The organism is Mycobacterium gallinarum (assembly GCF_010726765.1).
Taxonomy (GTDB): Bacteria; Actinomycetota; Actinomycetes; order Mycobacteriales; family Mycobacteriaceae; genus Mycobacterium; species Mycobacterium gallinarum.
Map to the genome: position 1 here is coordinate 4,024,550 of NZ_AP022601.1, position 26,955 is coordinate 4,051,504.

Consider the following 26,955-nt stretch of genomic DNA (forward strand, 5'->3'; position numbering starts at 1 on the left):
CCCAACCGTTGCGAAAGCTTGCAACCGTGGTGCAACCCTTTCTTTCCTACCTTCAGTGACGTGCGCCACAGCTGGTGTCGGCGACACCGGACAGGGAAGGAAGATCCATGACCGTCTATTCAAGACCGGGAAACACGGACGCCGTGATGTCATTCGAGTCGCGGTACGACAACTTCATCGGCGGGCAGTGGGTGCCGCCCGTTGCCGGCCGATATTTCGAGAACCGGTCCCCCATCACGGGAGAAGTGTTCTGCGAGGTCGCCCGCTCAGACGAATCCGACATAGACAAGGCGCTCGACGCCGCCCACGCCGCCGCACCCGGTTGGGGCAAGACCTCGGCGACTGAACGCGCCATCATTCTCAACCGGATCGCCGACCGCATCGAGGAGAACCTCGAATCGATCGCTGTCGCCGAATCGTGGGACAACGGCAAGCCGGTCCGCGAGACCCTGAACGCCGACGTGCCGTTGGCGGTCGATCACTTCCGGTACTACGCGGGCGCGATCCGCGCACAAGAAGGCTCGCTGTCCGAGATCGACGCAGACACCGTGGCCTATCACTTCCATGAACCGCTCGGCGTCGTCGGCCAGATCATCCCGTGGAACTTCCCGATCCTGATGGCGGTGTGGAAGCTGGCTCCCGCGCTGGCGGCGGGAAATACGGTGGTACTCAAGCCTGCCGAGCAGACCCCGGCGTCGATCCTCTACCTGATGTCGTTGATCGGCGACCTGCTACCCGCCGGCGTGGTCAACGTCGTCAACGGCTTCGGCGTCGAGGCGGGTAAGCCGCTCGCATCCAGCAACCGCATCGCCAAGATCGCGTTCACCGGCGAGACCACCACCGGCCGGCTGATCATGCAGTACGCATCGCAGAACCTGATCCCGGTGACGTTGGAGTTGGGCGGCAAGAGCCCGAACATTTTCTTCGCCGATGTCCTCGCGGCCAACGACGACTACCAGGACAAGGCGTTGGAAGGGTTCACGATGTTCGCCCTCAACCAGGGCGAGGTGTGCACCTGCCCGTCGCGCAGCCTGATTCAGGCCGACATCTACGAGGACTTCCTCGCGATGGCGGCCATTCGCACAAAGGCCGTCCGGCAGGGCGATCCCCTGGACACCGAGACGATGATCGGCGCACAGGCATCCAACGATCAGCTCGAGAAGATCCTGTCCTACATCGAGATCGGCAAAAGCGAAGGCGCGCATGTCCTTACCGGGGGCGAACGCGCTGACCTCGGCGGTGACCTCAACGGCGGCTACTACGTACAGCCGACGATCTTCGAGGGCAACAACAAGATGCGCATCTTCCAGGAAGAGATCTTCGGGCCCGTCGTCGCGGTCACGTCGTTCAAGGACTACGACGACGCGATCGGCATCGCCAACGACACCCTCTACGGACTCGGCGCGGGCGTGTGGTCGCGCGACGGGAACACCGCGTACCGGGCCGGGCGCGATATCAAGGCCGGCCGGGTGTGGACCAACTGCTATCACGCCTATCCGGCGCATGCCGCGTTCGGCGGCTACAAGCAGTCCGGCATCGGCCGGGAAAACCACAAGATGATGCTCGACCACTACCAGCAGACGAAGAACCTGCTCGTGTCCTACAGCGACAAGTCTCTCGGATTCTTCTGATACCCGACTAATCATCGATCAACCCGCCAATTAACAAGGAGTACGAACATGACACAGACACTCGACAACAACGTCGCCGGCAACACCGCGGTCGCCACGATGCGCGCCGCGGTGGTTACAGAATTCGGTGCGCCACTGGACATCACAGATGTGGAACTACCCGTGCCCGGATACGGCGAAGCCCTCGTCAAGCTGGAGACATCAGGCGTTTGCCACACCGATTTGCATGCGGCGCACGGTGACTGGCCGGTGAAACCGGCTCCCCCTTTCGTTCCCGGGCACGAGGGATACGGCACCGTAGTGGCCCTCGGCGAGGGAGTTCAGGATCTCGCTGTCGGCGACAAGGTCGGCAATGCGTGGCTGTGGTCGGCGTGCGGCAGCTGCGAATTCTGCCGCACCGGCTGGGAGACGCTGTGCGAGAGCCAACGTAACGGCGGCTATTCAGTCGACGGCAGCTTCGGCACGTACATGGTGGTGAACGCCGCCTACGCGGCGCGCATCCCCGAGGGCGCGGATCCGCTCGAGGTTGCTCCGATCCTGTGCGCCGGTGTGACCGTGTACAAGGGGCTCAAGGTCACCGACACCCGACCCGGTCAGTGGGTCGCGATCTCGGGCATCGGCGGTCTCGGTCATATCGCGGTGCAGTATGCCCGAGCGATGGGGCTACGCGTGGTGGCCGTGGACATCGACGACGCGAAGCTGGCACTTGCCGAACGACTCGGCGCCGAGGTCACCGTGAACGCCCAGACCCAGGATGCGATTGCCGAAGTGCTGAAGGCGACCGGCGGCGTGCATGGTGTGCTCGTCACCGCGGTGCATCCACAGGCGTTCGGGCAGGCAATCGGCCTGGCGCGGCGCGGCGGCACCATCGTCTTCAACGGTCTTCCGCCAGGCGACTTTCCAGCACCCATATTCGACATCGTCCTCAAGGGACTCACCATTCGCGGCTCGATCGTCGGCACCCGCCAGGACATGGCCGAGGCGCTCGACTTCTACGCCCGCGGGCTCATTCACCCCACCGTCACGAGCGCGGGCCTCGACGACGTCAACGAGGTGTTCGAGCGGATGGAGCGTGGCCAGATCGACGGTCGCATCGTCATCGACTACCGGTAGGCGAGGAGCGAGACCTAGTCAGGCGGCCGGCGCTGCACCGACGGGAACGAATCCGGAGCCGGGCCGATTCTTCGCGACAATGTCGGCCAACTGCGTGTTGAACGACATGTTCACCGCGGGCGTGTGCAGTGGGATGTATTTGATGATGCACGTCGGAAGCTCTTCGGAGAACGCGCCGTGGATCATGCCCACCAGCCGGTTGTTGACGGTCACTGGTGCGCCGGAGTCGCCCGGCTGCCCGCACACCTGGTTGATGAAGGTACCCGGCTCGTCGCCCGGGCCCCAGGTGATGCCGCACGAGTACCCGGTGGTGCGGCCGAGCTTGCAGGCGATGTCGCCGACGACGGGGTCGGGGCCGAGGCCGTCGATCTGGAATCCGTCGATGTTGTTGACCGGACGCACCTTCTGCGGGTCGAACTGGATGACCGCGTAGTCGAGAAGATCGTTGCCCGCCACCATCGTGCCGAGCACGCCGGCATCCTCGTGGCCCTCCGCGGCGACCTGCGCGCCCGGACCACCGCAGTGCGCGGAGGTGAATCCGATAAGGCTGCCCCGGTTGTCGTTACCGATGGCAGTGAGCGTGCAGAACGTCTCGCCGTTGACCACCAGACCCGAGCCACCGCCCAGCGTGACGGGATCCTGGGCGTGCGCGATCGCGGCGGTCGGCACGAATAACGCGATCAGGGTGGCGACAACCATGGGGATCCGCAGGCAGCGGCCGCTGCTCCTCAACTGAAGAACCTCCTCGACTCGCCCGACCTGCGATCCCGTTCGTCGTCCAAGTCTAACGTCGGCCGGAATCGTTTGACCGCGCGCCGCATGGCAACATGAACCGCAGACCGACATGAATGCGGGAGGAATTGTCGTGAGCGATCGCAGGAATGGCGTGCCGACCACCGTGACCTCTATACCACTGGTCGACCCGCACGCTCCCAAGCCCGACCCGTCGATCGGCGACCTCGTCAAAGACGCCACCGCGCAGGTGTCCACGCTGGTACGCGCCGAGGTGGAACTCGCCAAGGCCGAGATCACCCGTGACGTCAAGAAGGGCCTGACCGGCAGCGTCTTCTTCGTCCTCGCGCTCGTGGTGCTTTTCTACTCCACCTTCTTTTTCTTCTTCTTCGCCGCCGAGCTGCTCGACACCTGGCTGTGGCGATGGGCGGCATTCCTGATCGTGTTTGGGGTCATGGTCCTGGTCACCGCGATCTTCGCGCTCCTCGGCTATCTCAAGGTCCGCCGCATCAGGGGACCGCAGAAGACGATCGAGTCGGTCAGGGAATTGCCCGACGCACTGACACCGGGCCATGACAGGACCGGCGCCGTGGCGATCGAGTCGAACGGCGACGGGAAGTCCGGCAAGCCGGCGTCGACCTCTGACCCGTCAGGCTGGTAATGCCACCCGATCCGTCGGTCGTTCGGATCGACGGTCCCTGGAACCATCTCCAGGTGCACGCCAATGGAATTCGCTTCCATGTGGTGGAGGCGCACTCCCAGGACTCATCGTCCATACCTGTCACGGAGCGCCCGCTGGTCATCCTGCTGCATGGGTTCGGCTCGTTCTGGTGGTCATGGCGTCACCAACTCCGCGGGTTGACGGGTGCGCGGGTGGTGGCCGTCGACCTGCGCGGCTACGGCGGCAGTGACAAACCGCCACGCGGTTACGACGGCTGGACGCTGGCCGGCGACACCGCCGGGCTGGTTCGCGCACTCGGCCACAAGGCCGCAACACTGGTCGGTCATGCCGACGGCGGCCTGGTCTGCTGGGCGACCGCGGTGCTGCATCCGCGCATGGTCCGGTCGATCGCCGTTGTCAGTTCGCCACATCCGGTGGCACTGCGCGCGTCGGCGCTGACGCGACGGGACCAGGGGCGGGCGCTGCTGCCGTGGATGCTGCGCTACCAGATTCCGGCATGGCCAGAGCACTCGTTGACCCGCCACAACGGTGCGGAACTCGAGCGGCTGGTCCGCAGCCGCGCAGGCGAGAAATGGCTTGCCTCCGAGGACTTCTCCGAGACGATCTCGCACATGCGGTGCGCGATCCAGATTCCCTCGGCCGCTCATTCGGCGTTGGAATACCAGCGCTGGGCGGTGCGGAGCCAGTTCCGCGGTGAAGGGCGGCGGTTCATGCGGTCGATGCGGCGGCCCATCAACGTACCGGTGCTGCACCTGCGCGGCGACGCCGACTCGTACGTCCTCGCCGACCCGCTGTATCGAACCCAGCGCTACGCACCGCATGGCCGCTACGTATCGATCGGCGGCGCAGGGCATTTCGCTCACGAGGAGGCGCCGGAAGCAGTCAACGATCAGCTGTCGCGCTACGTGGCGCAGGTGTACGGCGCCTGACTAGGTGACGCAGGATCCCGTGGCGACGCGCTGGCTGTTGTTGATCTTGTCGAACTGACGCCCGACCTCTTCGGCGGTCAGCACGAAGCCGGTGTCGGCGTCGTCGACTGCCGCACCGAAGACCACACCGAGCACCTTGCCGGTCCGGTCGATCATCGGTCCACCCGAATTACCTTGTCGCACACTGCCTCTGATGGTGTACACCTGACGCGTGACGGTGGTGTTGCGGTAGATGTCGGGACCGTTGAGCTCGATGGTCTCGCGGATACGGGCAGGCGTCGCGACGAAGTCGCCACCACCCGGATAACCCATCACGACGGCGTCCGTCCCGGTGGCCGCCTCACCCTGGATGAATTCCAGCGGTGTGGCGGTCAGGTCGGGAACGTCGAGGATCGAGATGTCGGCCTGCGGATCGTACGAGACGACGTACGCGTCGTATGTCCGCCCGTCGACCTCGACGGTGGCACTTTCCGCACCGGCGACGACGTGCGCGTTGGACATCACCCGATTCGGAGCGACGACGAATCCGGTGCCCTCGAGCACCTTCTGGCATCCGGGCGCGACACCGCGGATCTTGACCACGCTGGGCCGCGTCGCCGCAACGACGGGGTCGCCCGCAAGCGCGGCGTCAGGAGCGTCGACGGCGACGATCGGCGTGCGCCCGAACGGCTGCAACACGTCGGGCAGACCGGAGGTGTCCAGCAGCGCCGACAGCCGCGTCGGCACGGACCTCAGCCAGCTCGGCGCGACGTCGTCCACTTCCTTGAGCACCACCGAGCCCCGCACGGCGGCGGCCAGGTTCGGCTGGTCGGAGGTTTGCAGCGGGTAGGTGAGCATCCACGCGGCCACCAGCACGGCGACGATTTGCAGCGCCACCCCGATGGTGGAGTCCAGCGTCCGCACCCCCGGGTTGCGAATGGCGCCCCGCACGGCCCGGCCGAGCACCACGCCCGCGATCTCACCGACGACCACCAGTGCGAGGATCAGGAACAGCGTCACGAAAAGCTTGGTGCGAGGACCCTCGAGGTTGGCGACGACGTGCGGGGCCAGCAGGACACCGGCCACCGCGCCGAGCACCACGCCCACGAAGGACAGCAACGATCCGAGCGCGCCGGAACGCCACCCCGAGACGGCGGCGATGAACGCCACCGCGAGGACAGCGAGGTCGAGCCACTGCGACGATGTCATGGTTGCGCCTTACCGTAGTCGGCGGCGTCTCCTACTTGCGCCATTGCGTCCTCTAGTTCGCGGATGTCGTCGGTGTTCCACGGCCGCGCCCAGCCAGCGACGTCCAGCATCGCCGAGACCACCTGCCCGGTGAATCCCCAGACGAGCATCTCGTTCAGCAGGAAAGCCGGGCCGGCGGAGCGGCGCGTGTTCTCCTTGCGGTAGACCATGATTCGGTTCTCGGGATTGACGAATGCCCGGACCGGGACCCGCGCCACGACCGCCGTTTCGGACTCGTCGATCACCGCCACCGGCCCCGGATCGGGCGAGTAGGCGAGCACCGGCACGACGTGAAAGCCCGACGGCGGGATGAACATCCGCTCGAGGGTGGCCAGCGGCTGCAATCGGGCCTGGTCGATGCCGGTCTCCTCGGTAGCCTCGCGCAGCGCGGTGAACACCGGTCCGGTGTCGCCGGGATCGGCGGCCCCACCTGGGAATGCGGCTTGTCCGGCGTGGTGACGCAGGGTCGACGCACGCACGGTCACCAGCAGTTCGGCATCGTCGGGAAGGCCGCCGGACTGAGAATCGGGCGGACCGGAGAACAGCACCAGCACCGCGGCGTCACGCCGCGCCCCGGTGACCGCGGCCTTGGTGTTCGCGGCGGTGATCATCGCCAGCACCTCGGGAGGCACCCGCCGGCGGTAGGCGTGCTTGATGTCTTTGGCGTTGTCGACCAGCGGTTTGAGCCACGATGGGGCCGCTCCAGCGTTGAGGGGAACGAGTTCGCTCCCGTCGCTGGCCCAACTCACCCCGGCTCTCCTAACTGTGGATCGATGGCGGCCGCAATTTCGTCGGCATCGGCGAAGGACCGCGGCAGGATTTCGGCAACGCTACCGTCCGCACGCAGCACAACCGTCGCGGGCATGACGTTCGGCACCTTCAGCGCGGCCGCGATCCGCCTGCGGCCGTCCTGCAGCGTCGGCAGGTGTACGCCCAGCTCAGCCAGTCGCAGCAGGGCCGCTGTCTCGTTCTCGTCCTGATGCACCGTCAGCACCGTCACCTCCGAACCGACCCGACGCTGGTACTCCGCCATCGCGGGCAGTTCTTGGGCGCACGGCGCGCACCAGTAGGCCCATAGGTTGAGCACGACCGTGCGGCCCGCGACCGCCTTGGCGACGTCGACGCTGGACCCGTCACCGGCGCATTCCAGGATGATGCCGCGCAACGCCTCCGGTCCTTCCCCGGCGCCCGGCGTCGGGCATGGCATCAGGTCGGCGCTGGCGCGTGGTTCGGCCAGCGCCTCCGCGGTGTCGGCGTCGCGCCGGTCGCGGGAGGCGCCCGGACCCGTCGAGCCCGGCTGGGATTCGTCGCCGCCGAGCTGGGTCCACAGCGCGGCACCGAGGGCGACCACCACGACCATCACGGCCACGGTCCAGCGGGTCGAGGTGTTCATTCGATGCGTGGGGACGGCGGCTAGAGACCGGCCAGTGCCAGCAGGTGCTCGGTTTCGGGGCCTTTGACCAGAGGCGCGGCGATCAGCGGGTCGGTGGGACCGGCGCCGAAGGACGGGCAGTCCTTGGCGAGGACACATACGCCGCAGGCGGGCTTGCGGGCGTGGCAGACGCGGCGGCCGTGGAAGATCACGCGGTGGCTCAGGTCGGTCCATTCGCTGCGCTCGATGAGCTCGCCGACCGCATGCTCGACCTTCACCGGATCCTCTTCCGTAGTCCATCCCCAGCGCCTGACGAGCCTGCCGAAATGGGTGTCGACGGTGATGCCGGGAATGCCGAAGGCGTTTCCGAGGATGACGTTGGCGGTCTTGCGACCGATGCCGGGCAGCGTGACGAGCTCTTCGAGCGTCGCGGGCACCTGTCCGTCGAACCGCTCGACGAGTTCTTGGCCCAACCGCATCAAGGAGTTGGCTTTGTTCCGGTAAAACCCGGTGCGCCGGATCAATTCCTCGAGTTCGGTGCGGTCGGCCTGCGCATAATCGAGCGCCGTCCGGTACTTCTTGAACAGTGCGGGGGTCGCAAGGTTGACGCCCTTGTCGGTGCTTTGTGCCGACAGAATCGTGGCGACGGCCAACTCGAGCGGATTGGTGAAGTCCAATTCGCAGTAGACATGTGGAAATGCCTGTGCCAGCACACGATTCATTCGCCGCGCCCGACGGACGAGACCGAGGCGGGTCTCACCGTCTCTTTTGCGGGCGCGCTTGGGCACAGTCACGAAAACAGCCTACTGATCGGCTCTGACAGGCCGTCACGGAACACTGCGCGGACCGGTGACAATTCGTAATCCCGCTGAGACCTTGGGCGTGTTTACTTCTGCCTTGTGTCTTGGTTGCTCGTGGCCCTAATTCCTGGGCTGCTGATGCTGGCAACTTTCGCGCTGGAACGGCTCGAGACGAGCCTGTCCCGCGACACCGTGTCGTCCAGCGACGTGGCGGCGTTTCTCGAACAAGCCGAGGCCGACGACGTCAACACACTTGCGCGAGACGGTATGAGCCGCGCCATCGACCGCCAGCATCGGCGATTGCACGGGCAAGCATCCAAACAGAACGACCGAATACCGGGCGGGGATACTCCGGGTTTGCCGACGCGAGTCCTTGTCCACAGCGCGATCAATCCTGAATTTCAGCGGACTCGGCAACCCAATCGTGTGTAGCGTGGGCTGGTCACTTAGGCGCATACCTCTAGACTGATCGCGCTAACCATTTAGAGGTGGGCCTTCGCATGTCATATCAGCCAACAGCTTAAGAGGGGCAACGTGGACGAGATCCTGGCGAGGGCCGGAATCTTCCAGGGGGTCGAACCCAGCGCCGTTTCAGCGCTGACCAAACAACTGCAGCCCGTCGACTTCCCCCGTGGGCACACCGTGTTCGCCGAGGGGGAACCCGGCGACCGGCTGTACATCATTGTTTCCGGCAAGGTGAAGATCGGCCGCCGCTCTCCCGATGGCCGCGAGAATCTGCTCACGATCATGGGCCCGTCGGACATGTTCGGCGAGCTGTCGATCTTCGACCCCGGCCCCCGGACGTCCAGCGCCACGACGATCACCGACGTGCGCGCCGTCTCGATGGACCGCGACGCCCTGCGTGCGTGGATCGCCGACCGCCCGGAGATCGCCGAGCAGCTGTTGCGCGTGCTGGCCCGCCGGCTGCGCCGCACCAACAACAACCTCGCGGACCTGATCTTCACCGACGTGCCCGGCCGCGTGGCCAAGCAGCTTCTGCAGCTGGCCCAGCGCTTCGGCACCCAGGAGGGCGGCGCGCTGCGCGTCACCCACGACCTGACGCAGGAAGAGATCGCTCAGCTCGTCGGCGCATCGCGCGAGACCGTCAACAAGGCGCTTGCCGACTTCGCCCACCGCGGCTGGATTCGGCTGGAGGGCAAGAGCGTTCTGATCTCTGACAGCGAGCGCCTGGCCCGTCGCGCCCGCTGACTGTCAGCTGCGCAGGTAGTCGACCTGGGCTTGGACGCTCCATTCCGCTGCATCCCACAGTTTTTCGTCGACGTCGGTGTAAACATGCTCGACGATCTGCCGCGCGGTGGCCTCGTCGCCGAGCTCGCGTAGCGCTGCCCGCACCTGCTCGAGTCGCTCTTCGCGATGCGCCAGGTACATATCGCTGACCACTTCCAGGTCGGTGAGCTCAGGGCCGTGGCCCGGCAGGACCGTCCGGTGGCCGATGCCACGCAGCCGCCGAAGCGATTCAAGGTAGTCCCGCAGGCTGCCGTCTTCCTTGTCGATGACGGTCGTGCCGCGGCCCAGGACGGTATCGGCGGTCAGCACCGCGTCGTCGAGCAGGAATGACACTGAATCCGCGGTGTGCCCCGGCGTGGCCACCACTGTGATGCGCAAGCCGGCCGCGTCGATGACCTCACCGTCGGTCAGCGGTCCACCGAGGCCCCGCAGGAAGCCGCTGCCGACGGAGCGCACCACCGCGCCGGTACGGTCGACGATCTTGTCGATCGCACCCGTGTGGTCCTCGTGCTTGTGGCTGATGAGTACCAGTGGGATCTTGCCCAGGCCGACGATCAGCTCGATATGCTCGTCGTCCTCGGGTCCGGGGTCGACGATGACCATCTCGTCGCTGCCCGGTCCCTGCAGCACCCACGTGTTGGTGCCCTCGAGGGTCAGCAGGCCGGGGTTGTCGCACAACAGCACCGACGCGGTTTCCGTCACCGGACGGAGTTTCTTGTACGCGGGGTGCTCGAGGGTCACGCGCTCACGCGACCTCGAAGATCACTTCGACCTCGACCGGGGCGTCCAGCGGCAGCTCCGAGACGCCGACGGCCGAGCGGGCGTGTGCCCCGGCGTCGCCGAAGACCTCACCGAACAGCTGCGACGCCCCGTTGATGACTCCGGGCTGGCCGTTGAAGCCGGGCGCGGAGGCGACGAAGCCCACGACCTTGACCACGCGGGTGACCGAATCGATGCCGACCAGCGAATGCACCGCGGCCATCGCGTTGAGTGCGCACACCCGCGCCAGCGCCTTGCCGTCCTCCGGTGTGACCTGGGCCCCCACCTTGCCTGCCTGAAGCAGACTTCCCGCCTCCATGGGCAGCTGACCGGCGGTGTAGACCAGATTCCCCGTACGCGCCGCGGGCACATAGGCGGCCAACGGCGGCACCACGTCGGGCAGCGTTATGCCCAGCTCGGCGAGTCTGGCCGACGGGCTCATTTTGGTCGCTTGAGATAGGCGACGTGCTGCTCACCGGTCGGTCCTTGGAGTACCGACACCAGCTCCCAGCCGTCTTCTCCCCACTGATCGAGGATCTGTTTGGTCGCGTGCGTCAGCAGCGGAACGGTGGCGTATTCCCATTTGATCGCTTCGCTCACGTCGCCCACCTGGTTTCTTCGCTCATGTTGCTGAGCTTATCGGGCAGCCAAGTGCACTTGGTTAGCATGCACGGGTGGGCACCACCTCTGAGGATCGCGGCGCGGTCGGCTGGCCGTCGCGCCTGACCAAGGCACGACTGCATTTCGTCACCGGCAAGGGCGGAACCGGCAAGTCGACCATCGCCGCCTCGCTTGCGCTGGCGCTCGCCGCCGGCGGCCGCAAGGTGTTGTTGGTGGAAGTCGAAGGGCGACAAGGCATCGCGCAGCTATTCGACGTGCCACCGCTGCCCTACGAGGAGGTCAAGATCGCCACGGCGGACGGTGGCGGCACGGTCAACGCGCTGGCGATCGACACCGAGGCGGCGTTCCTCGAGTACCTCGACATGTTCTACAACCTGGGCATCGCCGGCCGGGCGATGCGACGAATCGGGGCGGTCGAGTTCGCCACGACCATCGCACCGGGCCTGCGTGACGTGCTGCTCACCGGCAAGATCCGCGAGATCGTCACCCGTGCCGAGAAGGGAAAGCAGCCGGTTTACGACGCCGTCGTCGTCGACTCGCCGCCGACCGGCCGTATCTCCCGCTTCCTCGACGTGACCAAGGCCGTTTCGCAACTGGCCAAGGGTGGCCCCGTGCACTCGCAGGCAGAGAGCGTCGTGAAGGTATTGCACTCCGACCTCACCGCGATCCATCTGGTGACGCTGCTGGAAGCGTTACCCATCCAGGAGACGCTGGAGGCCATCGACGAGCTCAAGGAGTTGGGCCTGCCGATCGGCAGTGTCATCGTCAATCGCAACATCCCCTCCTACCTGTCGCCGGATGACCTGGCCAAGGCCGCCGAGGGGGTGATCGACGCCGACGCCGTGCGGGCAGGACTCACCGATGCGGGAATTACGTTGTCCGACACAGACTTCGCGGGGCTGTTGACCGAGACCATCCAGCACGCCACCCGAATTCAGGCGCGTGCCGAAAGCGCCGAGCAACTCGACGAGCTCGACGTGGCCCGTCTCGAGTTGCCGCAGATTTCCGATGGCGTAGATCTCGGTAGCCTCTACGAACTCGCCGAAGCGCTCGCCCACCAGGGGGTCAGATGAGTACCACACCGCCCGCACTCGACATGGCCTCGATCCTGGCCGACACGTCCAATCGCGTCGTAGTGTGTTGCGGCGCAGGCGGTGTCGGCAAGACCACCACCGCAGCGGCGATGGCGTTGCGCGCCGCCGAGTACGGTCGCACCGTCGTGGTGCTGACCATTGATCCGGCCAAGCGGCTGGCGCAGGCGCTGGGCATCAAGGATCTGGGCAATACGCCGCAGCGGGTGCCATTGGCCCCCGAGGTGTCGGGCGAGCTGTACGCGATGATGCTCGACATGCGTCGCACGTTCGACGAAATGGTGATCCAGTACTCCGGAAAAGAACGCGCACAAGAGATTCTGGACAACCAGTTTTATCAAACCGTCGCGACGTCGCTGGCGGGCACGCAGGAATACATGGCGATGGAGAAGCTGGGCCAGCTGCTCTCCGAGGACCGCTGGGACCTCGTCGTCGTCGACACTCCCCCGTCGCGCAACGCGCTCGATTTCCTCGATGCGCCAAAACGGTTGGGCGGCTTCATGGACAGTCGGCTGTGGAAGCTGCTGCTGGGACCGGGCCGCGGTATCGGCAAGTTGGTGACGGGCGCGATGGGGTTGGCAATGCGAGCACTCTCGACGGTGCTCGGCTCTCAGATGCTCGGCGATGCAGCGGCTTTCGTGCAGTCGCTGGACGCCACGTTTGGCGGGTTCCGGGAGAAGGCCGACCGCACCTACGAATTGTTGAAGCGCCGGGGCACCCAGTTCGTCGTGGTCTCCGCCGCCGAACCCGACGCGCTGCGTGAGGCGTCGTTCTTCATCGACCGGCTCTCACAGGAACACATGCCGCTGTCTGGGCTCATCCTCAACCGCACCCACCCGATGTTGTCGTCGTTACACGCCGACAAGGCCGACGAGGCCGCGGATGCCATCGAAGCCGCCGATCCCGACTCAGTGACCGCGGCGGCGCTGCGGATCCACTCCGACCGTGCGGGACGGTCCAAGCGGGAGATCAGGCTGCTGTCGCGGTTCACGGGCGCCAATCCACATGTGGCGATCGTGGGTGTGCCGTCGTTGCCGTTCGACGTCTCCGACCTGGACGCGTTACGGGCGATCGCCGATCAGATCACCGGCGAGACGCCTGCGGCGTGAGCCGCAATCCAGCCGGAGCGGCTTAGACAGCGCTGCGGTGCTTGCGCTGGGCGGCGAAGAACTCGGCCCAGGAAACCACCTCGGGGTGCTGCTTGAGCAGGGCACGGCGCTGGCGTTCGGTCATGCCTCCCCACACACCGAACTCCACCCGGTTGTCGAGCGCATCGGCGCCGCATTCCAGGATCACCGGGCAATGCCGGCAGATCACGGCTGCTTTACGCTGCGCGGCTCCGCGGACGAAAAGCTCATCGGGGTCGGCCTGACGGCAGCGTGCCTGGGAAACCCAGGCGATGCGTGCCTCAGCCTCGGCGCCTTGGACGACACTGGGGGCAGAAATTGTCATGCTTGTCCTCCGCACTGCGGGCCTCGTACCGGACACCAGCGTTCCCCTTCGTTCCGGCCGCCCCCCGACGACGGCTTACTCTCCTGGTGCAGAGCGCGTTAGTGCGTTCTACGTCACGTTGCGACGGTCTAGTGTGACCTGCATCGCACTGTCAGCACAACTTAAGTGGTCAGAACGCTTCTGCGCAATACGTAGAAGGCCACTTTTTTGGGACAACCGTGCCGTCCTTGACGGAAATTGACGCGCGCGCAGGTCGGCGAGCTAACAATGTGAGGCGATAACCGGGGGAAATCTGCGAATTTTGCTGGCGGAATCCGCTAGCTACTCTGTACGCATGCCCGAGACCCCGCCGCCCCCACCGCCGACCGCGGTCGCGGTGATCAAGCTCGCGTGGTGCTGTGTGTTGGCCAGCGTCGTCCTCGCGGCCCTGATGTTTCCCGTGGTCGGAGGGTTCGGACTGGTCTCGAACCGTGCCTCGGACGTGGTGGCCAACGGTTCGGCGCAACTGGTGGAGGGTGAGGTGCCGCAGGTGTCGACGATGGTCGACGCCAAGGGCAACGTCATCGCGTGGCTGTACAGCCAGCGTCGGTTCGAGGTGCAAAGCGACCAGATCGCCAACACCATGAAACTGGCGATCGTGTCCATCGAGGACAAGCGGTTCGCCGAACACAACGGCGTGGATGTACAGGGCACTCTCACCGGTCTTTCCGGTTATCTGTCCGGAAACCTCGACACCCGCGGCGGCTCCACGATCGAGCAGCAGTACGTGAAGAACTATCAGTTGTTGGTGATCGCGCAGACCGACGCGGAGAAGCGGGCGGCCATCGAGACCACACCGGCGCGCAAGCTGCGCGAGATCCGGATGGCGCTGACGCTGGACAAGACCTTCACCAAGCCCGAGATCCTGACCCGCTATCTGAACCTCGTCTCATTCGGCAACGGCGCGTTCGGTGTGCAGGACGCCGCGCAGACGTACTTCGGCATCAACGCCTCCGAGCTGAACTGGGAACAGGCCGCACTGCTGGCCGGCATGGTGCAGTCGACCAGCACCCTCAATCCGTACACGAATCCCGAGGGCGCCCTGGCCCGCCGCAACGTCGTGCTGGACACCATGATCGAAAACATCCCCGAGGAGGCCGCGGCGCTGCGGGCGGCGAAGGACAAGCCCCTGGGCGTTCTGCCGGTGCCCAAGGAGTTGCCGCGCGGCTGTATCGCCGCGGGCGATCGCGCGTTCTTCTGCGATTACGTCCTCGAATACCTCGCGCGCGCCGGGATCAGTAAGGACCAGGTCGCCAGGGGCGGATACCTGATCAAGACCACTCTGGACCCCGACGTACAGATTCCGGTGAAAACGGCGGTCAACAACATCGCAAGTCCCGACCTCGACGGCGTCGCGAGCGTGATGAGCGTGATCAGGCCGGGCAAGGAGTCCCATCCGGTCCTGGCGATGGCGAGCAACCGGACCTACGGCCTGAACCTGGAGGCCGGGGAGACCATGCAACCCCAGCCCTTCTCGCTGGTCGGCGACGGCGCAGGGTCGGTGTTCAAGATCTTCACCACAGCCGCCGCGATGGACATGGGCATGGGCATCAACGCTCAGCTCGACGCGCCCGCCCGGTTCCAGGCCAAGGGTCTGGGCAGCGGTGGTGCCAGGGGCTGCCCACCGGCGACGTGGTGTGTGCAGAACGGCGGCAACTACCGCGGCACCATGAGCGTCACCGATGCGCTGGCCACGTCGCCGAACACGGCCTTCGCCAAGCTGATCTCGCAGGTCGGTGTGCAGCGCACCGTCGATATGGCGGTCAAGCTCGGCCTGCGTTCCTACGCGCTGCCTGGCACCGCCCGTGACTACGACCCAGAGAGCAACGAGAGCCTGGCCGACTTCGTCAAGCGACAGAATCTCGGCTCGTTCACGCTGGGCCCCATCGAGGTCAACGCATTGGAGTTGTCGAACGTCGGGGCCACGCTGGCGTCCGGCGGCATGTGGTGCCCGCCCAATCCCATCGCCGAGGTCATCGACCGCGACGGCAAGCAGGTGTCGGTGACCACCGAGACGTGTGAACAGGTCGTACCCGAGGGGCTGGCCAACACTCTCGCCAACGCGATGAGCAAGGACGACACGGGCGCGGGCACCGCCGCCGGTGCCGCTGGCTCGGTCGGCTGGAATCTGCCGATGTCGGGCAAGACCGGTACCACCGAGGCCAGCCGCTCCGCGGGCTTCCTCGGTTTCACCAACCAGTACGCCGCGGCCAATTACATCTACGACGACTCGACCGCGCCGGGCGCACTGTGCTCCTACCCGCTGCGCCAGTGCGGCGGTGACGGCAACCTGTTCGGCGGTAACGAACCCGCCCGGACGTGGTTCAGCGCGATGATGCCGATCGCCAACAACTTCGGGCCCGTCACGCTGCCGCCGACCGACCCCCGTTACGTCGATGGCGCACCGGGCTCGCGGGTGCCCAGTGTCTCCGGGATGAGCGAGAGCACCGCGCGGCAGCGGCTGCGCGACGCGGGTTTCCAGGTCGCCAACGAGTCGACGCCGGTGAACAGCACCGCGTCGTACGGATCAGTGGTGGGCACGTCACCGGCCGGTCAAACGGTGCCCGGGTCGATCATCACGATCCAGATCTCCAACGGCATCCCGCCGGCACCGCCTCCCCCGCCACCGGGTGCGATACCGGGTCTGCCGCCGCCGGTCGGGCAGACGGTGGTTCAGATCCCGGGACTGCCGCCGATCACGGTGCCGGTGCTGGGTCCGCCACCACCGCCGCCACCACCACCGGGGGCCCCGCCACCACCGCCGTGACAGCCCTGTGGTCTGGCCCACGCTGACCGCGGTGAAATCGCAGTGAACGGTGGGCTGGCAGTAAGCTCTGCTTCATGCCCGCGTCTTCGATTTTGAAGAATTCCGCAGTCGCCGCCGCCGGTTCGCTGGCTGCGGGGATCGGCTATGCGTCGCTCATCGAGCGCAATGCATTCGCCGTGCGTGAAGTGACGATGCCCGTGCTCTCTCCCGGATCGTCACCGCTGAAGGTGCTGCACATCAGCGACATCCACATGCGTCCGCAGCAGCGCCGCAAGCAGGACTGGCTGCGGGAACTGGCGCGGCTGGAGCCGGACCTCATCGTCAACACCGGTGACAACCTCGCCCACCCGAAGGCCGTGCCCGCCGTCGTGCAGGCACTCGGCGACCTGCTCGCCGTGCCCGGGGTTTTCGTGTTCGGCAGCAACGACTACTTCGGTCCGAAGCCGAAGAACCCGCTGAACTACCTGACCAATCCGACTCGCCGCCTGCACGGCGAGCCGCTGCCCTGGCAGGACCTTCGCGCGGCGTTCACCGAGCGCGGCTGGCTGGACATGACGCACACCCGGCGCGAGTTCGAGGTGAGCGGCCTGCTGGTCGCGGCCGCGGGCGTCGACGATCCGCACCTCAAGCGTGACCGCTACGAGACGATCGCCGGACCCGCCAACCCGGCGGTGAACCTGCGACTGGGCCTGACCCATTCGCCGGAGCCGCGGGTGCTCGACCGTTTCGCCGCCGACGGCTATCAGCTGATCATGGCCGGGCACACCCACGGCGGCCAGCTGTGCCTGCCGTTCTACGGCGCGGTCGTCACCAACTGCGATCTCGACCGGTCGCGGGCAAAGGGTGCCTCCCAGTGGGGCGCCCACACGCAGCTGCACGTGTCCGCAGGCATCGGCACTTCACCGTATGCACCGGTGCGGTTCTGCTGCCGCCCCGAGGCCACGTTGCTGACTCTGGTCGCCGCACCAATCGGCGGGTCCTTCACCGGCATCCAAGAGGGCCAGTCCCACCCGAGCGTCTCGGTGCGCTGAGCGCCTTGAGCGCGGCAGCGAGCGCCAGCCGGGGCCGGCCACGCAAGTGGGTCGACAATGCGGTTCGGTTGATCGAGGCCGACGCGCGACGTAGTGCCGACACGCACCTGCTGCGCTATCCGCTGCCGACCGCGTGGTGCGACACGGTTGATGTCGCGCTCTACCTCAAGGACGAGACCACCCACATCACCGGCAGCCTCAAGCACCGGTTGGCGCGGTCGTTGTTCCTGTATGCGCTGTGCAACGGCTGGATCGACGAGAACACCACCGTCATCGAGGCGTCATCGGGTTCGACGGCGGTGTCAGAGGCGTATTTCGCGGCGCTGCTGGGTTTGCCGTTCATCGCGGTGATGCCGAGCTCGACGAGCGCCAGCAAGATCGCCCTGATCGAATCACAAGGCGGCCGTTGCTATTTCGTCGCCGAGTCGTCGCAGGTGTATGCCGAGGCCGAGCGGCTGGCCGCGGAGACCGGTGGCCATTATCTCGACCAGTTCACCAACGCCGAACGCGCCACCGACTGGCGCGGCAACAACAACATCGCCGAGTCGATCTTCGATCAGATGCGCGACGAGGCCCACCCCGTGCCCGACTGGATCGTGGTGGGCGCGGGCACCGGTGGCACCAGTGCGACGATCGGCCGGTTCATCCGGTACCGCCGCTACCAGACGCGCTTGTGTGTGGTCGACCCGGAGAACTCGGCGTTCTTCCCCTCCTATGCGCAGGGGCGCGGCGACATCGTCACGGGGATGTCGTCGCGGATCGAGGGCATCGGCCGTCCACGCGTGGAGCCGTCGTTTCTGCCCGACGTCGTGGATCGGATGGTCGTCGTGCCCGATGCGGCGTCGGTCGCTGCCGCGCGGCATGCGAGTGCGGTGCTGGGGCGACGGGTGGGTCCGTCCACCGGGACGAACCTGTGGGGCTCCTTCGGGCTACTTGCCGAAATGGTCGCCAACGGACGCAGCGGGTCAGTGGTGACCCTGCTCGCCGACAGCGGCGACCGCTACGCGGACACCTACTTCTGCGACGAGTGGCTTACCAGCCACGGGCTGGACCCCTCGCCGTGGGCCGAGGTCCTGGTCGAATTCGAACGCTCCGGCCGCTGGCCCTGATCCTCGGACCGGCCCATGAGGGGACCGTCGGAGGTCAGGAACAGCCACAAGGCGGCCAGGACGAAGAATCCCAGATAGATCGAAGCGCCGAGCCCGGTCATTTCTCGCCTCACTTAGTCGTTTTCTACCGTCAGTCTGCATAACGCCACCGACAACCCAAATGCATCCACCGGCGTGTCGTGACGTGCACCTCAGTGCGGCCAGGCGCGTTTGGTGTCACACCGCGGGGGTGCGATACGCTGTCGTGGCTTCACTCGGGGTGTGGCGCAGCTTGGTAGCGTGCTTCGTTCGGGACGAAGAGGTCGTGGGTTCAAATCCCGCCACCCCGACCAAGGAGAAACCCGCCGGCATAGCCGAGCGGGTTTTCTCTTGGGCGGGGGGCGTGATGCTCGGAGTCCGGAGTGCCTGGCGCCACAGCGGCGGTCACGACGGCGGCTCCCGCCACCTCGACTCGTGTGAATTCAGGCAGAGGGCTCTGACTGCTCAATCCGGTCGGGCGCCGGTTCCGTTTCAGTCCGCAGTTGGTCCGTGCCCGAGCATCGTTTGGACGGCTTTCACGTTGCCCCGGCGCTGATGGCGAGGGAGGCGGCGGAATGACTAGGTCGCGGGGAGTGACTGTCGGGAAGTCCGAAATCTTCTTCACAAGTCGCTTGACAGCTGGGTTGGAAAGACGCGCGGTCGCCAGGTCGATACGCGCATTACTGCCCCTTCCGGCGACGTGAACACCAGCGCCTCGCGGAGCTTGCCAATCATGAGCGCGGCCAACGGCTCTGCCAGAAGGCCGGGAAAGGGCATGGAACCAGAAGTCAGTTGCTGCTCGCCTCGTCGGCATGGCACAGCAGAAGTATCCGCTCGGGGTGACCGACGAAGGCGAGTCGTTCGGCGCCGACAAAGTACGACGGCACTTGGCGATGCTCCTTCGTGGGGCCGCGCTGGCACCTCTGCAGCGAGCGCTTTGCTGAGCCATTCGTCGTCGGGGATCGATGTGATGCCTTCGAGGTGGGTACGTGCCGCGCCGGCGTTGTTGACCACGATGTCGACCGCCGCCGAGTTCGTTGAGCGCCGATGCCGCGGGACCCTCCCGTGACGATCGTGCGCTTGCCGGCGAATTCGGTTTTGCCTGGCGGATTCGGGGTTCTGTACATCGGGTTCACGTCCGTCTCGGATCGCTATTCGGTTTGTCGGGCTTTAGGTTTCGATGACGATCTTGCCGATGGAGCGGTGGCTTTCGAGTAGCGTGTGGGCGGTTTTCATGTTGTCTGCGGTCAGCCCGGTGAGCGAGGTTGTGACGATCGGGCGTACCTGGCCGGTGCGGACGTAGTCGGCCACTGCGGTGAGGATGTGGCCCTGGCTGCTGGGGTCGGCTCCGCTGGCGACTTGGCTGAACACCATTTCGGTGTGCAGTGAAGCGGACTTCTGCACCAGGGGGGTGAGGTCGAGCGGGGTTCCGATGTCGATGGTCGATACGTGCCCGAACGGGCGCAGCACTGCCGCGATCTGATCGAGGTTGTTCGCGGTGGCGGCGGTGGAGAGCACCATGTCGACATGCTCGATAGAGGCTTGCCGGAGTTGGTCCGCGATATCCGCGGTGTGGTCGATCACCAGATCCGCGCCCATCGTCCGGCACCAATCTTGAGACTCTGGCCGAGAGGCGGTACTGATGGCCAACACCGGGGTCTTGGCCTTGAGCAGCTGCGTCGCCAGCGATCCGACTCCGCCGGCACCGCCAATGATCAAGACCCGTTCCACGCCGAGCGGCAGGGCCGACTGATCGCGGAAGAGGGCTTCCCAGGCCGTCAGCGCACCGATCGGTAGTGACGCGGCGTCGCTGAATGACAGTTCGTCGGGGATCGTAGCGACGATCCGGTGGTCGACGGCCAGCCGTTGCGCCCAGCAACCGTCGCGAGTGGCGTCACCGGTGCCCATCACCCGATCACCCACGCGCAACCCGCCTGCTGCGGCGCCGGTCTCGATGACGATCCCGGCGAATTCCCAACCCAGGATGACCCGCCCGCCCGGCTCGGCGCTGCGTATCGAGCGGATGAATGCTTCGCCGGGATTCACGCCGATCGCGCGGATCTCGATCAACACGTCACCTTCGCGCAGCTCGGGCTCGTCGACCTCGATGAGGTCGATCGCGAAGGCGTCGAGGGAGTGTGCGTGTTGGTAGGCAAGAGCTTTCATGATTTTCCGTTCTGTTCGGTGTTGTGTCGCCTCTGGTGGATGGTGGCCCCGCCACACCAGCGGAGGGGCCTGACGTGTGAGGTGATGTCCGATGGGGAGCGGGATGCAGTCGCAGCTGCATCCCTCGCGCCACGAGTGTTTCCTTCCCTGGTCGGTAAAGCTCCTAGTCCTGTTTGAGCGCATGCAGCGCTGACAGGGGACCGCCACCGACCTGCATCAGCCGGCCGCCGTCTCGCAGGGCCCCGACATCGATCGGGGCGAAACCGAGGCTGTCGGCCAACTGGAGAAAAGTGACCTTGGCTGAGGCGTCGTCGCCGGCGTAGAAAAGCACTTGGCGACCGGCCGGGTGACGCGGGTTGGCGGCGATGTAGCTGGCGTGCAACGTATTGAAGGCTTTGATCACTCGCGCCTTGGGGGCACGGTCAGCTACCCACTCGCTACCGGTTTGGCCCCCGAGGTCGGCCACTTCAATCGGGTCTGCTTGGGCGAATTGGTTGGTGGCGTCGACCAGGATGCGTCCATCCCACGGCGACAGGTCGGCCAGCGCAGCTGGAATGTCCCACCACATGACTGTCAGGAACACCATGTCGGCCTCGGCGGCTTCGGCGACGGTTCCCGCCGACGCAAGCGGGCCCAAGTCGTCGACGATCTCGGCCAATGTCGACGGACCGCGGCTGTTGCTCAACATCACCGGGTGCCCAGCGCTGACCAAATGACGTGCGATGGCCTGCGCGACGACGCCGGCGCCGATGGTTCCAAACCGCATGCTCAACCTCCCTCACTATTGCTGACGATCATCATTAATAATCGTTACGCTGTCATGCGTCATCATTAGTGTCAAGCCCGCGAAGGACATGGCCAGCGAAACCACTGCATCGTCAGAGAGGGCCGCGGTGACGGGCGGAGAGGTACATTGATGATGGGCACCATCGATGTGGGTATCGCTTGGTAGCGAAGAGTTTGATTGCCCGCAGTGGGAGGAGCATCCGTTGCCTCGAGTGTCACGGCAGCAGAAAGAGTTGAACCGCGGACGCATCGTGTCGGCCGCCGGTCAAGGTTTTCGGGCTCGCGGGATTGACGGTGTTGGCATCGACGAGGTGATGAAGACAGCCGGGATGACCCATGGTGGGTTCTACAACCACTTCACCTCAAAGGAAGATCTCGCGCGGGAAGTACTCCACCAGGGATTCACCGAATCCCTGGCCCATGTCGCCGCCGTGATCGACGACCATCCCCGGTCCAGCCGCGCCGCCCTGCATGCTCTCGTCGATACCTACCTGAGCACCGAGCACCGCGACCATCCCGAACGTGGGTGCGCCTCTGCCGCCCTGGCCGCTGACTCCGGCCGGCACGGCATCACGGCCCAACAGGAGTACCAGCGCGGCCTGGAGGGGTATATCTCGGCCTTCACCGACTTACTGCAAGCCAGCGCCAGACAGACCAACACCAAGCTCGATGTGCGTAGAGCGCGCGAACAGGCCATCGCCCTGTTCAGTCAAATGGTCGGCGCACAGCTGATCGCCCGTGCGGTCGCCGAGGCCGATCCCGAACTCTCCGACGAAGTCTTGGCCTCCAATAGCAGAGCACTCAAGCGCCACTAGAAGTCGCAATCAGAGTCCAGACGTCCGGGACGAAGAGGTCGTGGGTTCACATCCCGCCACCCCGACTCATGGATTTCAGGTAAGACGCCCTGGTTCGGCTCAGCCGGTCAGGGCGTTTCCGTCGCTAGGTGCCGAAGGTGATCGGACTGGCGCTGGCTCCCATTGCTACCTGCTCCTGGTCAGGACCAGCGCCGCCTCGTTGTAGGGGAACAGGCGATAGAAAGTGCGGCCCGGCCCGATGACGAGGGGTGCCGCCTCGGCCTTGCTCATCAGACGCGGATCGGTCAGCGCAACATCCTTGCCACGCTTGTGCAGCACCGCCGTTCCGCGGGCCAAAACGTTCTTCACCCAGTCCGTTTGGGGCCCGTACCCGATGAGAACGACGAACCCGTCCGCGGTCGGAAAAACCAACAGCGGTGTTCGGTACCGCTTACCCGACTTTCGTCCGATGTGCTCGAGCGTGCCTTGACCAGGCAGCCACGGAGTTATCGAACGAGCCGCCGGGTTGGTGACCCGGCGATTGAAGTTTGCGACTGCGCGGGGCACCCGCATCAGACCCCCTCATCGGAAAAACCTGGGCACGGAAGTGGCAACCGACTGTCAGATAGTAACGCCGTCTTATCGAGAAGACCAGGCTGCCGAGGTTTGACCCGCGGCGAGCCGGGAATCACACGGCTGTGACGTTGCCATCGACTCTCGTCGAACCTGCTCTCCCCCGCGCCGCCGGACCCGTGTCTTCGGCAGTCCTGGACATGCTTGCGCGCCAGCGCCCGGCCCTGCCCGTACGCCCGCTCGAGGTTCCGGTCTACGAGGCGGATCCATACGGACTCGACCTGCAACTCGCGCTGTGCGTCTGCTACGAGTTGCACTACCGCGGGTTTCATTCGGTCAACCCACGCTGGGAATGGAATCCCGCTCTGCTGCACTTACGTGGCCGCCTCGAGGAGGCGTTTCTGGAGGCCGTTCGGCGCGATGTCGGGGACATCACAACCGACGACACCGCCGAAGCGGAGATGAATGCGATCTCGCAAGAGCCCGTCGAGGGCCACGGCCCGTCCTATTACCTGCGTGACGAGGGCACCTGGGAACAGATGCAGGAGTACTTCGTGCACCGCTCGATCTATCACCTCAAGGAGGGCGACCCCCACGCGTGGGCGATCCCCCGCCTCACCGGACGAGCGAAAGCGGCCTTCGTCGCAGTCGAATTCGATGAGTACGGCGCCGGCCGCGACGAGCGGGTCCACCAGCATCTGTACGCCGAATTGATGGACGCCGCCGGCCTCGATGCCACCTACCTCGCATATCTCAACAACGTGCCCGCCGAGGCCCTGGCATCGATCAACCTGATGTCGCTGTTCGGGTTGCACCGCCAATTGCGCGGCGCAACGGTCGGGCACTTCGCGTCCACCGAGATCACCTCGTCGCCCGGGTCACGGCGACTGGTCGACGCGCTCCGGCGGATGAACGCACCCGAAGCATGCGTGACGTTCTACTCCGAACACGTGGTGGCCGACGCGGTTCACGAACAAGTGGTGCGTACCGACGTCGTCGGCGGTCTCCTTGCGCGCGAACCGCATCTCGAGGCTGACGTGGTGTTCGGGATCAGAGCGCGCGACCTTGTCGAAGACCGCCTGGCCGACCACCTGATGGAGTGCTGGAAGGCGGGCCGTTCGTCGCTAAGACGTCCCCTGAACTGACCGCTTGCCGGCTCGCGGGCGGCACCGATGGCTGGTGTCGCACATCGGATAGTCCTTGCTACGACGACACGTGCAGATCGCGACCATGAAGCGATCGGACTCCACGACGCTGCCGTCGGGCAACTCGATTCGCACCGGTCCCTCGACCATCACCGGGCCCGAGGGAACGATGCGCACTGTGCGGGTTTCAGTCACGGTTTCTCGGCCCTGATCACCACGAGTTCTTCCTCGCGACGGCCCGGCTCGAGCCTGCCGGTGTCCTCCAGCCACGCGGCACGCGACATCAGCACGGGTCCGAACGGAATCCACTGATAGGCAACGATTTCCGCGTCAAGTCCCGCCGACGCCAGCGCCGCCAGCGTCTGACGCGGGACGGCGAACTCGGATTGCACCAGAAGGAAAGTGCCACCCGGGGCAAGCAGATCCGGCACCGCCTCGCACAGCGGATCGAGAACGAGGCGACCGTCGGGGCCGGCATCCCACGCGCGCGCCGGGCCGGTATCCGGTGGTATCGGCGCGTACGCGACATCGGGATCATGTGGCACATACGGCGGATTACAGACCACCACGTCGAACGGGCCGAACTCCGCGGCGCGCGCCCACGATCCCAGATGAACATCGACATCAACGCCGGCGCTCAACGCATTCACCCGCGCGTGCCGAACGGCACGCGAGCAGACATCGAACGCCATGACCTGCGACGCCCCCTGCTCGCCTGCGGCAATCCCCACCACACCGCTGCCGGTACACAGGTCGGCTACCCGGCGACCGAGCGCGAGGTCAGACTTCTCCATCACGTCGATGAGAAATTGCGAGTCTTCCTGCGGGGCGTAAACGCCCGCCGGCGCGATCAGAGTGTCCGACGATTCGGAATAAGCGGTTGTCACGCAAGGGCCTTTCGAACAGTCTTGGCTGCGGCATCGCAGCAGTGCGCTGGATTAATGCCCGGTATCCGGGCTGTTAAACCGCGTCGCCCGGTTTTGCGGCCCGGCAGTACGGGCACCCCTCAAGCGTGCAAATCTCCGATCTCGCCTCGTTGCCCATCAAGTTCGGTGCCGCCGCTCGGGGTCGGCGCCTGTTCCATCCCGTCGGTGTGCTCGCGGAAGGCATTTTGGAGCGGACGGCCCCCGGCAGTGAGGGACTTCCCATGCGGTCGTGCGACGTCATCGGTCGCGTATCGAAGGGTGTCGGACTGCCAGGAGCGGCGCCCGACATCGCGGGGTTGGCGTTCCGGATTCCGCCGCCGCAGGATCTGCGTTCCTGCGGTCCCTGGGATGTGCTGCTGGCATCGACGGCAGCGGGCAGCCGTTTCGGTCTGGCGCCGGTGACCTCATGGTCGGGTGCCACCTTCTCCAGCCTGATGCCGTTGCGCTACCGCGACCGCGTGTGGTGGTTACGGGCACGGCTGGCCACCGACATCAGCGACCGCGGTCTTGCCCTCAACACGATTGAATCCCAAATCAGTTCGGGCGGCGTCGAGTTCGACATCGAACAGGCTCCCGCAAAGGGTGAGTTCAGCCCGTTGGCGCGGCTCACCTTGCGCTACGTCGACCCGAGTTGTGACGACATCGCGTTCGACCCCGCGTTGCACAGCGACTGCGACGTCGAACTACTGCCCCGCTGGTTGACCAAATTCCGGCGCGCAGCCTATCGCCGCAGCCGCCAGGGACGTGACCCGCAGTAGCTGTCAGGCGGTCGGCTCACCACCGGTATCGGCGACATCGGGCGCTTCCTCCCGGGTAGCCATACCTCCTTGGCCGCCCTCGTCGGTCGGACCCGGGCGTCCGCCCTTCTTCTCCGACTCGTCGACCGTATGGTCCTCGTAAATTCCCTTGCCCTTTGGCATGTTTGCCTTTCAGTTCGATGCGCTTCTGAGTTTTTCCAGCAGAGATCCGGCCGCCTCCTTGAGGAACAGATCCTGGCCCTCGTCACCGATTTGCACGAGGGCGATATCGGTGAAACCCGCCTCCCAGTACTTGCTCACCGCATCGACGATCGCGTCGAGATCCGGTCCGCACGGGATGGATTCGGCGACGTCCTCCGGCCGCACGTACTGGGTGGCGCCGTCGAAACCGGCCGTGGTCGGCAGGTCGGCGTTGACCGCCCAACCGCCCCCGAACCAGCGGAACTGGTCGTGTGCGCGGCGAATTGCCTTGTCGCGGTCCGGATCCCAGCAGATCGGAATCTGGCCGATGACCCGCGCATCTCCGGGCAGCCCGGTGGCGCGCCTGGCGTCATGCCAGGCGTCCACGAAATCCTTGTTCGGTTCGACGGCGATCAGATGGTCGGACAGCGGCGCGAAGGTTTCCACCGATCGTTCGCCGGACACCGCTGTAGCGATGGCGACCGGCGTCTCCGGAATGTCCCAGAGTCGCGCGGAATCCACCTCGAAATGCTCGCCTTTCCAGTCGACGAGCTCGCCGGTGAACAACTCGCGGATGATCTGGATGGCCTCGCGCAGCATCTCTTGGCGTCGGGTCACGGTCGGCCACCTCTTGCCAACGACGTGTTCGTTGAGGTTCTCGCCACTGCCCAGGCCGAGGGTGAACCGGCCGTCGGCGAGGATCTGCAACGTGGCGGCTTTCTGTGCGACGACCGCGGGGTGGTAGCGCATCGTCGGGCACGTGACGTAGGTGAACAACTCGACCTGATCGGTCGCATGCGCAACGGCGCCGAGCACCGACCACGCATAGGGGGCGTGCCCCTGTGACGAGAGCCACGGAAAGTAGTGGTCCGAGGAGACCTCGAAGTCGAACCCGACCCGTTCTGCCGAAACGGCATAACGGACAAGATCTTTAGGTCCGCTCTGTTCGGTCATCAGGGTGTAGCCGAAACGCGTCATGGCTTTCGGGTACCCGGGCGGATGACGA

General features: G+C 65.7%; 30 protein-coding genes and 1 tRNA gene. 15 read left to right on the forward strand and 16 right to left on the reverse strand.

What is annotated here, in order from left to right; translation table 11 throughout:
• Positions 1-107 precede the first annotated feature (107 nt).
• Both adh and adhP read left to right on the forward strand, forming a co-directional pair.
• Positions 108-1,631 carry an aldehyde dehydrogenase gene (adh, locus tag G6N42_RS19755; RefSeq protein ID WP_163731750.1) on the forward strand — a complete coding sequence of 508 codons (1,524 nt, stop codon included), beginning with the start codon at positions 108-110 and terminating at the stop codon, positions 1,629-1,631.
• A 48-nt stretch (positions 1,632-1,679) separates the two neighbouring features.
• A complete protein-coding gene (gene adhP, locus G6N42_RS19760) occupies positions 1,680-2,744 on the forward strand; it encodes an alcohol dehydrogenase AdhP (protein ID WP_163731753.1) in 1,065 nt (354 codons plus the stop codon).
• Between the two features lie 18 nt (positions 2,745-2,762).
• On the opposite strand, the gene G6N42_RS19765 is transcribed toward adhP, so the two are convergent.
• Entirely contained in the window at positions 2,763-3,443 is a 681-nt protein-coding gene (locus G6N42_RS19765) for a S1 family peptidase (protein ID WP_163731756.1), read from the reverse strand.
• Positions 3,444-3,588: 145 nt separating this feature from the next.
• On the opposite strand from G6N42_RS19765, the gene G6N42_RS19770 reads away from it, so the two are divergent.
• Positions 3,589-4,137, forward strand: coding sequence for a phage holin family protein (locus tag G6N42_RS19770; protein ID WP_174262114.1), 549 nt, complete (start codon positions 3,589-3,591; stop codon positions 4,135-4,137).
• Positions 4,137-5,087 carry an alpha/beta fold hydrolase gene (locus G6N42_RS19775; RefSeq protein ID WP_163731762.1) on the forward strand — a complete coding sequence of 317 codons (951 nt, stop codon included), beginning with the start codon at positions 4,137-4,139 and terminating at the stop codon, positions 5,085-5,087. The genes G6N42_RS19770 and G6N42_RS19775 overlap by 1 nt, the downstream gene beginning before the upstream one ends.
• On the opposite strand, the gene marP is transcribed toward G6N42_RS19775, so the two are convergent.
• The 4 genes from marP to nth are packed head-to-tail and all read right to left on the reverse strand — an operon-like array spanning position 5,088 to position 8,408.
• Entirely contained in the window at positions 5,088-6,275 is a 1,188-nt protein-coding gene (gene marP, locus G6N42_RS19780) for an acid resistance serine protease MarP (protein WP_163731765.1), read from the reverse strand.
• Entirely contained in the window at positions 6,272-7,063 is a 792-nt protein-coding gene (locus tag G6N42_RS19785) for an NUDIX hydrolase (protein WP_163731768.1), read from the reverse strand. The genes marP and G6N42_RS19785 overlap by 4 nt, the downstream gene beginning before the upstream one ends.
• Positions 7,060-7,707 carry a TlpA disulfide reductase family protein gene (locus tag G6N42_RS19790; protein ID WP_163731771.1) on the reverse strand — a complete coding sequence of 216 codons (648 nt, stop codon included), beginning with the start codon at positions 7,705-7,707 and terminating at the stop codon, positions 7,060-7,062. Before G6N42_RS19790 ends, G6N42_RS19785 begins: the two co-directional genes overlap by 4 nt.
• A 20-nt stretch (positions 7,708-7,727) precedes the next feature.
• Positions 7,728-8,408: an endonuclease III gene (gene nth, locus G6N42_RS19795; RefSeq protein ID WP_163737840.1), complete on the reverse strand. Its 681-nt coding sequence runs from the start codon at positions 8,406-8,408 to the stop codon at positions 7,728-7,730.
• A gap of 216 nt (positions 8,409-8,624) precedes the next feature.
• Here nth and G6N42_RS19800 point away from each other — a divergent pair, with 216 nt between their 5' ends.
• Positions 8,625-8,918, forward strand: coding sequence for a hypothetical protein (locus G6N42_RS19800; RefSeq protein ID WP_232076639.1), 294 nt, complete (start codon positions 8,625-8,627; stop codon positions 8,916-8,918).
• 102 nt (positions 8,919-9,020) lie between these two features.
• Positions 9,021-9,695, forward strand: coding sequence for a cAMP-activated global transcriptional regulator CRP (gene crp / locus G6N42_RS19805; RefSeq protein WP_014210546.1), 675 nt, complete (start codon positions 9,021-9,023; stop codon positions 9,693-9,695).
• Positions 9,696-9,698: 3 nt separating this feature from the next.
• On the opposite strand, the gene G6N42_RS19810 is transcribed toward crp, so the two are convergent.
• Genes G6N42_RS19810 through sp36 form a run of 3 tightly spaced genes read right to left on the reverse strand, consistent with a single transcriptional unit; the run spans position 9,699 to position 11,093 of the window.
• Positions 9,699-10,475: an MBL fold metallo-hydrolase gene (locus G6N42_RS19810; RefSeq protein WP_163731777.1), complete on the reverse strand. Its 777-nt coding sequence runs from the start codon at positions 10,473-10,475 to the stop codon at positions 9,699-9,701.
• Positions 10,476-10,479: 4 nt separating this feature from the next.
• Entirely contained in the window at positions 10,480-10,935 is a 456-nt protein-coding gene (locus G6N42_RS19815) for a RidA family protein (RefSeq protein WP_163731780.1), read from the reverse strand.
• Positions 10,932-11,093, reverse strand: coding sequence for a Sp36 family protein (gene sp36, locus G6N42_RS19820; protein WP_163731782.1), 162 nt, complete (start codon positions 11,091-11,093; stop codon positions 10,932-10,934). The genes G6N42_RS19815 and sp36 overlap by 4 nt, the downstream gene beginning before the upstream one ends.
• Before the next feature lie 74 nt (positions 11,094-11,167).
• Here sp36 and bagA point away from each other — a divergent pair, with 74 nt between their 5' ends.
• Together bagA and bagB are read left to right on the forward strand one after the other, a co-directional pair.
• On the forward strand, positions 11,168-12,187 hold the full coding sequence (gene bagA, locus G6N42_RS19825; RefSeq protein WP_163731786.1) for an ATPase BagA: 1,020 nt from the start codon (positions 11,168-11,170) through the stop codon (positions 12,185-12,187).
• The gene (bagB, locus tag G6N42_RS19830) at positions 12,184-13,314 is read left to right on the forward strand and encodes an ArsA family ATPase (protein WP_163731789.1); all 1,131 of its coding nucleotides are present in this window, start codon (positions 12,184-12,186) and stop codon (positions 13,312-13,314) included. Before bagA ends, bagB begins: the two co-directional genes overlap by 4 nt.
• Positions 13,315-13,336: 22 nt before the next feature.
• Here bagB and G6N42_RS19835 read toward each other — a convergent pair whose 3' ends face one another.
• Positions 13,337-13,693: a WhiB family transcriptional regulator gene (locus G6N42_RS19835; RefSeq protein ID WP_163731792.1), complete on the reverse strand. Its 357-nt coding sequence runs from the start codon at positions 13,691-13,693 to the stop codon at positions 13,337-13,339.
• Between the two features lie 298 nt (positions 13,694-13,991).
• On the opposite strand from G6N42_RS19835, the gene ponA2 reads away from it, so the two are divergent.
• The 4 genes from ponA2 (at position 13,992) to G6N42_RS19860 (ending at position 18,935) form a co-directional block, all read left to right on the forward strand.
• Positions 13,992-16,463 (forward strand): transglycosylase/D,D-transpeptidase PonA2, encoded by a 2,472-nt coding sequence (gene ponA2, locus G6N42_RS19840; RefSeq protein WP_163731795.1) that lies wholly within the window; start codon positions 13,992-13,994, stop codon positions 16,461-16,463.
• Between the two features lie 74 nt (positions 16,464-16,537).
• Positions 16,538-17,494 (forward strand): metallophosphoesterase, encoded by a 957-nt coding sequence (locus G6N42_RS19845; RefSeq protein ID WP_083126271.1) that lies wholly within the window; start codon positions 16,538-16,540, stop codon positions 17,492-17,494.
• A 5-nt stretch (positions 17,495-17,499) separates the two neighbouring features.
• A complete protein-coding gene (gene cds1, locus G6N42_RS19850; RefSeq protein ID WP_197905542.1) occupies positions 17,500-18,603 on the forward strand; it encodes an L-cysteine desulfhydrase Cds1 in 1,104 nt (367 codons plus the stop codon).
• A 255-nt stretch (positions 18,604-18,858) separates the two neighbouring features.
• Positions 18,859-18,935: transfer RNA gene (locus G6N42_RS19860), tRNA-Pro, on the forward strand.
• 856 nt (positions 18,936-19,791) lie between these two features.
• Here G6N42_RS19860 and G6N42_RS19865 read toward each other — a convergent pair.
• Positions 19,792-20,787, reverse strand: coding sequence for a zinc-binding alcohol dehydrogenase family protein (locus G6N42_RS19865; protein WP_163731798.1), 996 nt, complete (start codon positions 20,785-20,787; stop codon positions 19,792-19,794).
• A gap of 163 nt (positions 20,788-20,950) precedes the next feature.
• Entirely contained in the window at positions 20,951-21,553 is a 603-nt protein-coding gene (locus tag G6N42_RS19870) for an NADPH-dependent F420 reductase (RefSeq protein WP_163731801.1), read from the reverse strand.
• A 232-nt stretch (positions 21,554-21,785) separates the two neighbouring features.
• Here G6N42_RS19870 and G6N42_RS19875 point away from each other — a divergent pair, with 232 nt between their 5' ends.
• A complete protein-coding gene (locus G6N42_RS19875) occupies positions 21,786-22,388 on the forward strand; it encodes a TetR/AcrR family transcriptional regulator (RefSeq protein ID WP_232076641.1) in 603 nt (200 codons plus the stop codon).
• 165 nt (positions 22,389-22,553) lie between these two features.
• On the opposite strand, the gene G6N42_RS19880 is transcribed toward G6N42_RS19875, so the two are convergent.
• Positions 22,554-22,940 (reverse strand): nitroreductase family deazaflavin-dependent oxidoreductase, encoded by a 387-nt coding sequence (locus G6N42_RS19880; RefSeq protein WP_163731805.1) that lies wholly within the window; start codon positions 22,938-22,940, stop codon positions 22,554-22,556.
• Between the two features lie 125 nt (positions 22,941-23,065).
• Here G6N42_RS19880 and G6N42_RS19885 point away from each other — a divergent pair, with 125 nt between their 5' ends.
• The gene (locus tag G6N42_RS19885; protein ID WP_174262115.1) at positions 23,066-24,085 is read left to right on the forward strand and encodes an iron-containing redox enzyme family protein; all 1,020 of its coding nucleotides are present in this window, start codon (positions 23,066-23,068) and stop codon (positions 24,083-24,085) included.
• Here the strand turns inward: G6N42_RS19885 and G6N42_RS19890 are convergent.
• Together G6N42_RS19890 and G6N42_RS19895 are read right to left on the reverse strand one after the other, a co-directional pair.
• A complete protein-coding gene (locus G6N42_RS19890; RefSeq protein WP_232076199.1) occupies positions 24,065-24,280 on the reverse strand; it encodes a CDGSH iron-sulfur domain-containing protein in 216 nt (71 codons plus the stop codon). The two genes, G6N42_RS19885 and G6N42_RS19890, sit on opposite strands and share 21 nt — an antisense overlap.
• Positions 24,277-24,972, reverse strand: coding sequence for a HemK2/MTQ2 family protein methyltransferase (locus G6N42_RS19895; RefSeq protein WP_163731808.1), 696 nt, complete (start codon positions 24,970-24,972; stop codon positions 24,277-24,279). The genes G6N42_RS19890 and G6N42_RS19895 overlap by 4 nt, the downstream gene beginning before the upstream one ends.
• A 125-nt stretch (positions 24,973-25,097) precedes the next feature.
• Between G6N42_RS19895 and G6N42_RS19900 the strand changes: the two genes are divergently transcribed.
• A complete protein-coding gene (locus tag G6N42_RS19900; protein WP_163731815.1) occupies positions 25,098-25,769 on the forward strand; it encodes a phosphodiesterase in 672 nt (223 codons plus the stop codon).
• 3 nt (positions 25,770-25,772) lie between these two features.
• Here the strand turns inward: G6N42_RS19900 and G6N42_RS30975 are convergent, their stop codons facing one another.
• Both G6N42_RS30975 and G6N42_RS19905 read right to left on the reverse strand, forming a co-directional pair.
• A complete protein-coding gene (locus G6N42_RS30975) occupies positions 25,773-25,931 on the reverse strand; it encodes a hypothetical protein (protein ID WP_174262116.1) in 159 nt (52 codons plus the stop codon).
• Between the two features lie 9 nt (positions 25,932-25,940).
• The gene (locus G6N42_RS19905; RefSeq protein WP_163731819.1) at positions 25,941-26,927 is read right to left on the reverse strand and encodes an LLM class F420-dependent oxidoreductase; all 987 of its coding nucleotides are present in this window, start codon (positions 26,925-26,927) and stop codon (positions 25,941-25,943) included.
• Positions 26,928-26,955 lie beyond the last annotated feature (28 nt).

Coding starts and splice junctions, on each gene's coding strand:
- adh (WP_163731750.1), top strand. CDS start 108: ATGACCGTCTATTCAAGACCGGGAAACACGGACGCCGTGATGTCATTC.
- adhP (WP_163731753.1), top strand. CDS start 1,680: ATGACACAGACACTCGACAACAACGTCGCCGGCAACACCGCGGTCGCC.
- G6N42_RS19765 (WP_163731756.1), bottom strand. CDS start 3,443: ATGGTTGTCGCCACCCTGATCGCGTTATTCGTGCCGACCGCCGCGATC.
- G6N42_RS19770 (WP_174262114.1), top strand. CDS start 3,589: ATGAATGCGGGAGGAATTGTCGTGAGCGATCGCAGGAATGGCGTGCCG.
- G6N42_RS19775 (WP_163731762.1), top strand. CDS start 4,137: ATGCCACCCGATCCGTCGGTCGTTCGGATCGACGGTCCCTGGAACCAT.
- marP (WP_163731765.1), bottom strand. CDS start 6,275: ATGACATCGTCGCAGTGGCTCGACCTCGCTGTCCTCGCGGTGGCGTTC.
- G6N42_RS19790 (WP_163731771.1), bottom strand. CDS start 7,707: ATGAACACCTCGACCCGCTGGACCGTGGCCGTGATGGTCGTGGTGGTC.
- nth (WP_163737840.1), bottom strand. CDS start 8,408: ATGAATCGTGTGCTGGCACAGGCATTTCCACATGTCTACTGCGAATTG.
- G6N42_RS19800 (WP_232076639.1), top strand. CDS start 8,625: ATGCTGGCAACTTTCGCGCTGGAACGGCTCGAGACGAGCCTGTCCCGC.
- G6N42_RS19815 (WP_163731780.1), bottom strand. CDS start 10,935: ATGAGCCCGTCGGCCAGACTCGCCGAGCTGGGCATAACGCTGCCCGAC.
- bagB (WP_163731789.1), top strand. CDS start 12,184: ATGAGTACCACACCGCCCGCACTCGACATGGCCTCGATCCTGGCCGAC.
- ponA2 (WP_163731795.1), top strand. CDS start 13,992: ATGCCCGAGACCCCGCCGCCCCCACCGCCGACCGCGGTCGCGGTGATC.
- G6N42_RS19845 (WP_083126271.1), top strand. CDS start 16,538: ATGCCCGCGTCTTCGATTTTGAAGAATTCCGCAGTCGCCGCCGCCGGT.
- G6N42_RS19865 (WP_163731798.1), bottom strand. CDS start 20,787: ATGAAAGCTCTTGCCTACCAACACGCACACTCCCTCGACGCCTTCGCG.
- G6N42_RS19870 (WP_163731801.1), bottom strand. CDS start 21,553: ATGCGGTTTGGAACCATCGGCGCCGGCGTCGTCGCGCAGGCCATCGCA.
- G6N42_RS19880 (WP_163731805.1), bottom strand. CDS start 22,940: ATGCGGGTGCCCCGCGCAGTCGCAAACTTCAATCGCCGGGTCACCAAC.
- G6N42_RS30975 (WP_174262116.1), bottom strand. CDS start 25,931: ATGCCAAAGGGCAAGGGAATTTACGAGGACCATACGGTCGACGAGTCG.
- G6N42_RS19905 (WP_163731819.1), bottom strand. CDS start 26,927: ATGACGCGTTTCGGCTACACCCTGATGACCGAACAGAGCGGACCTAAA.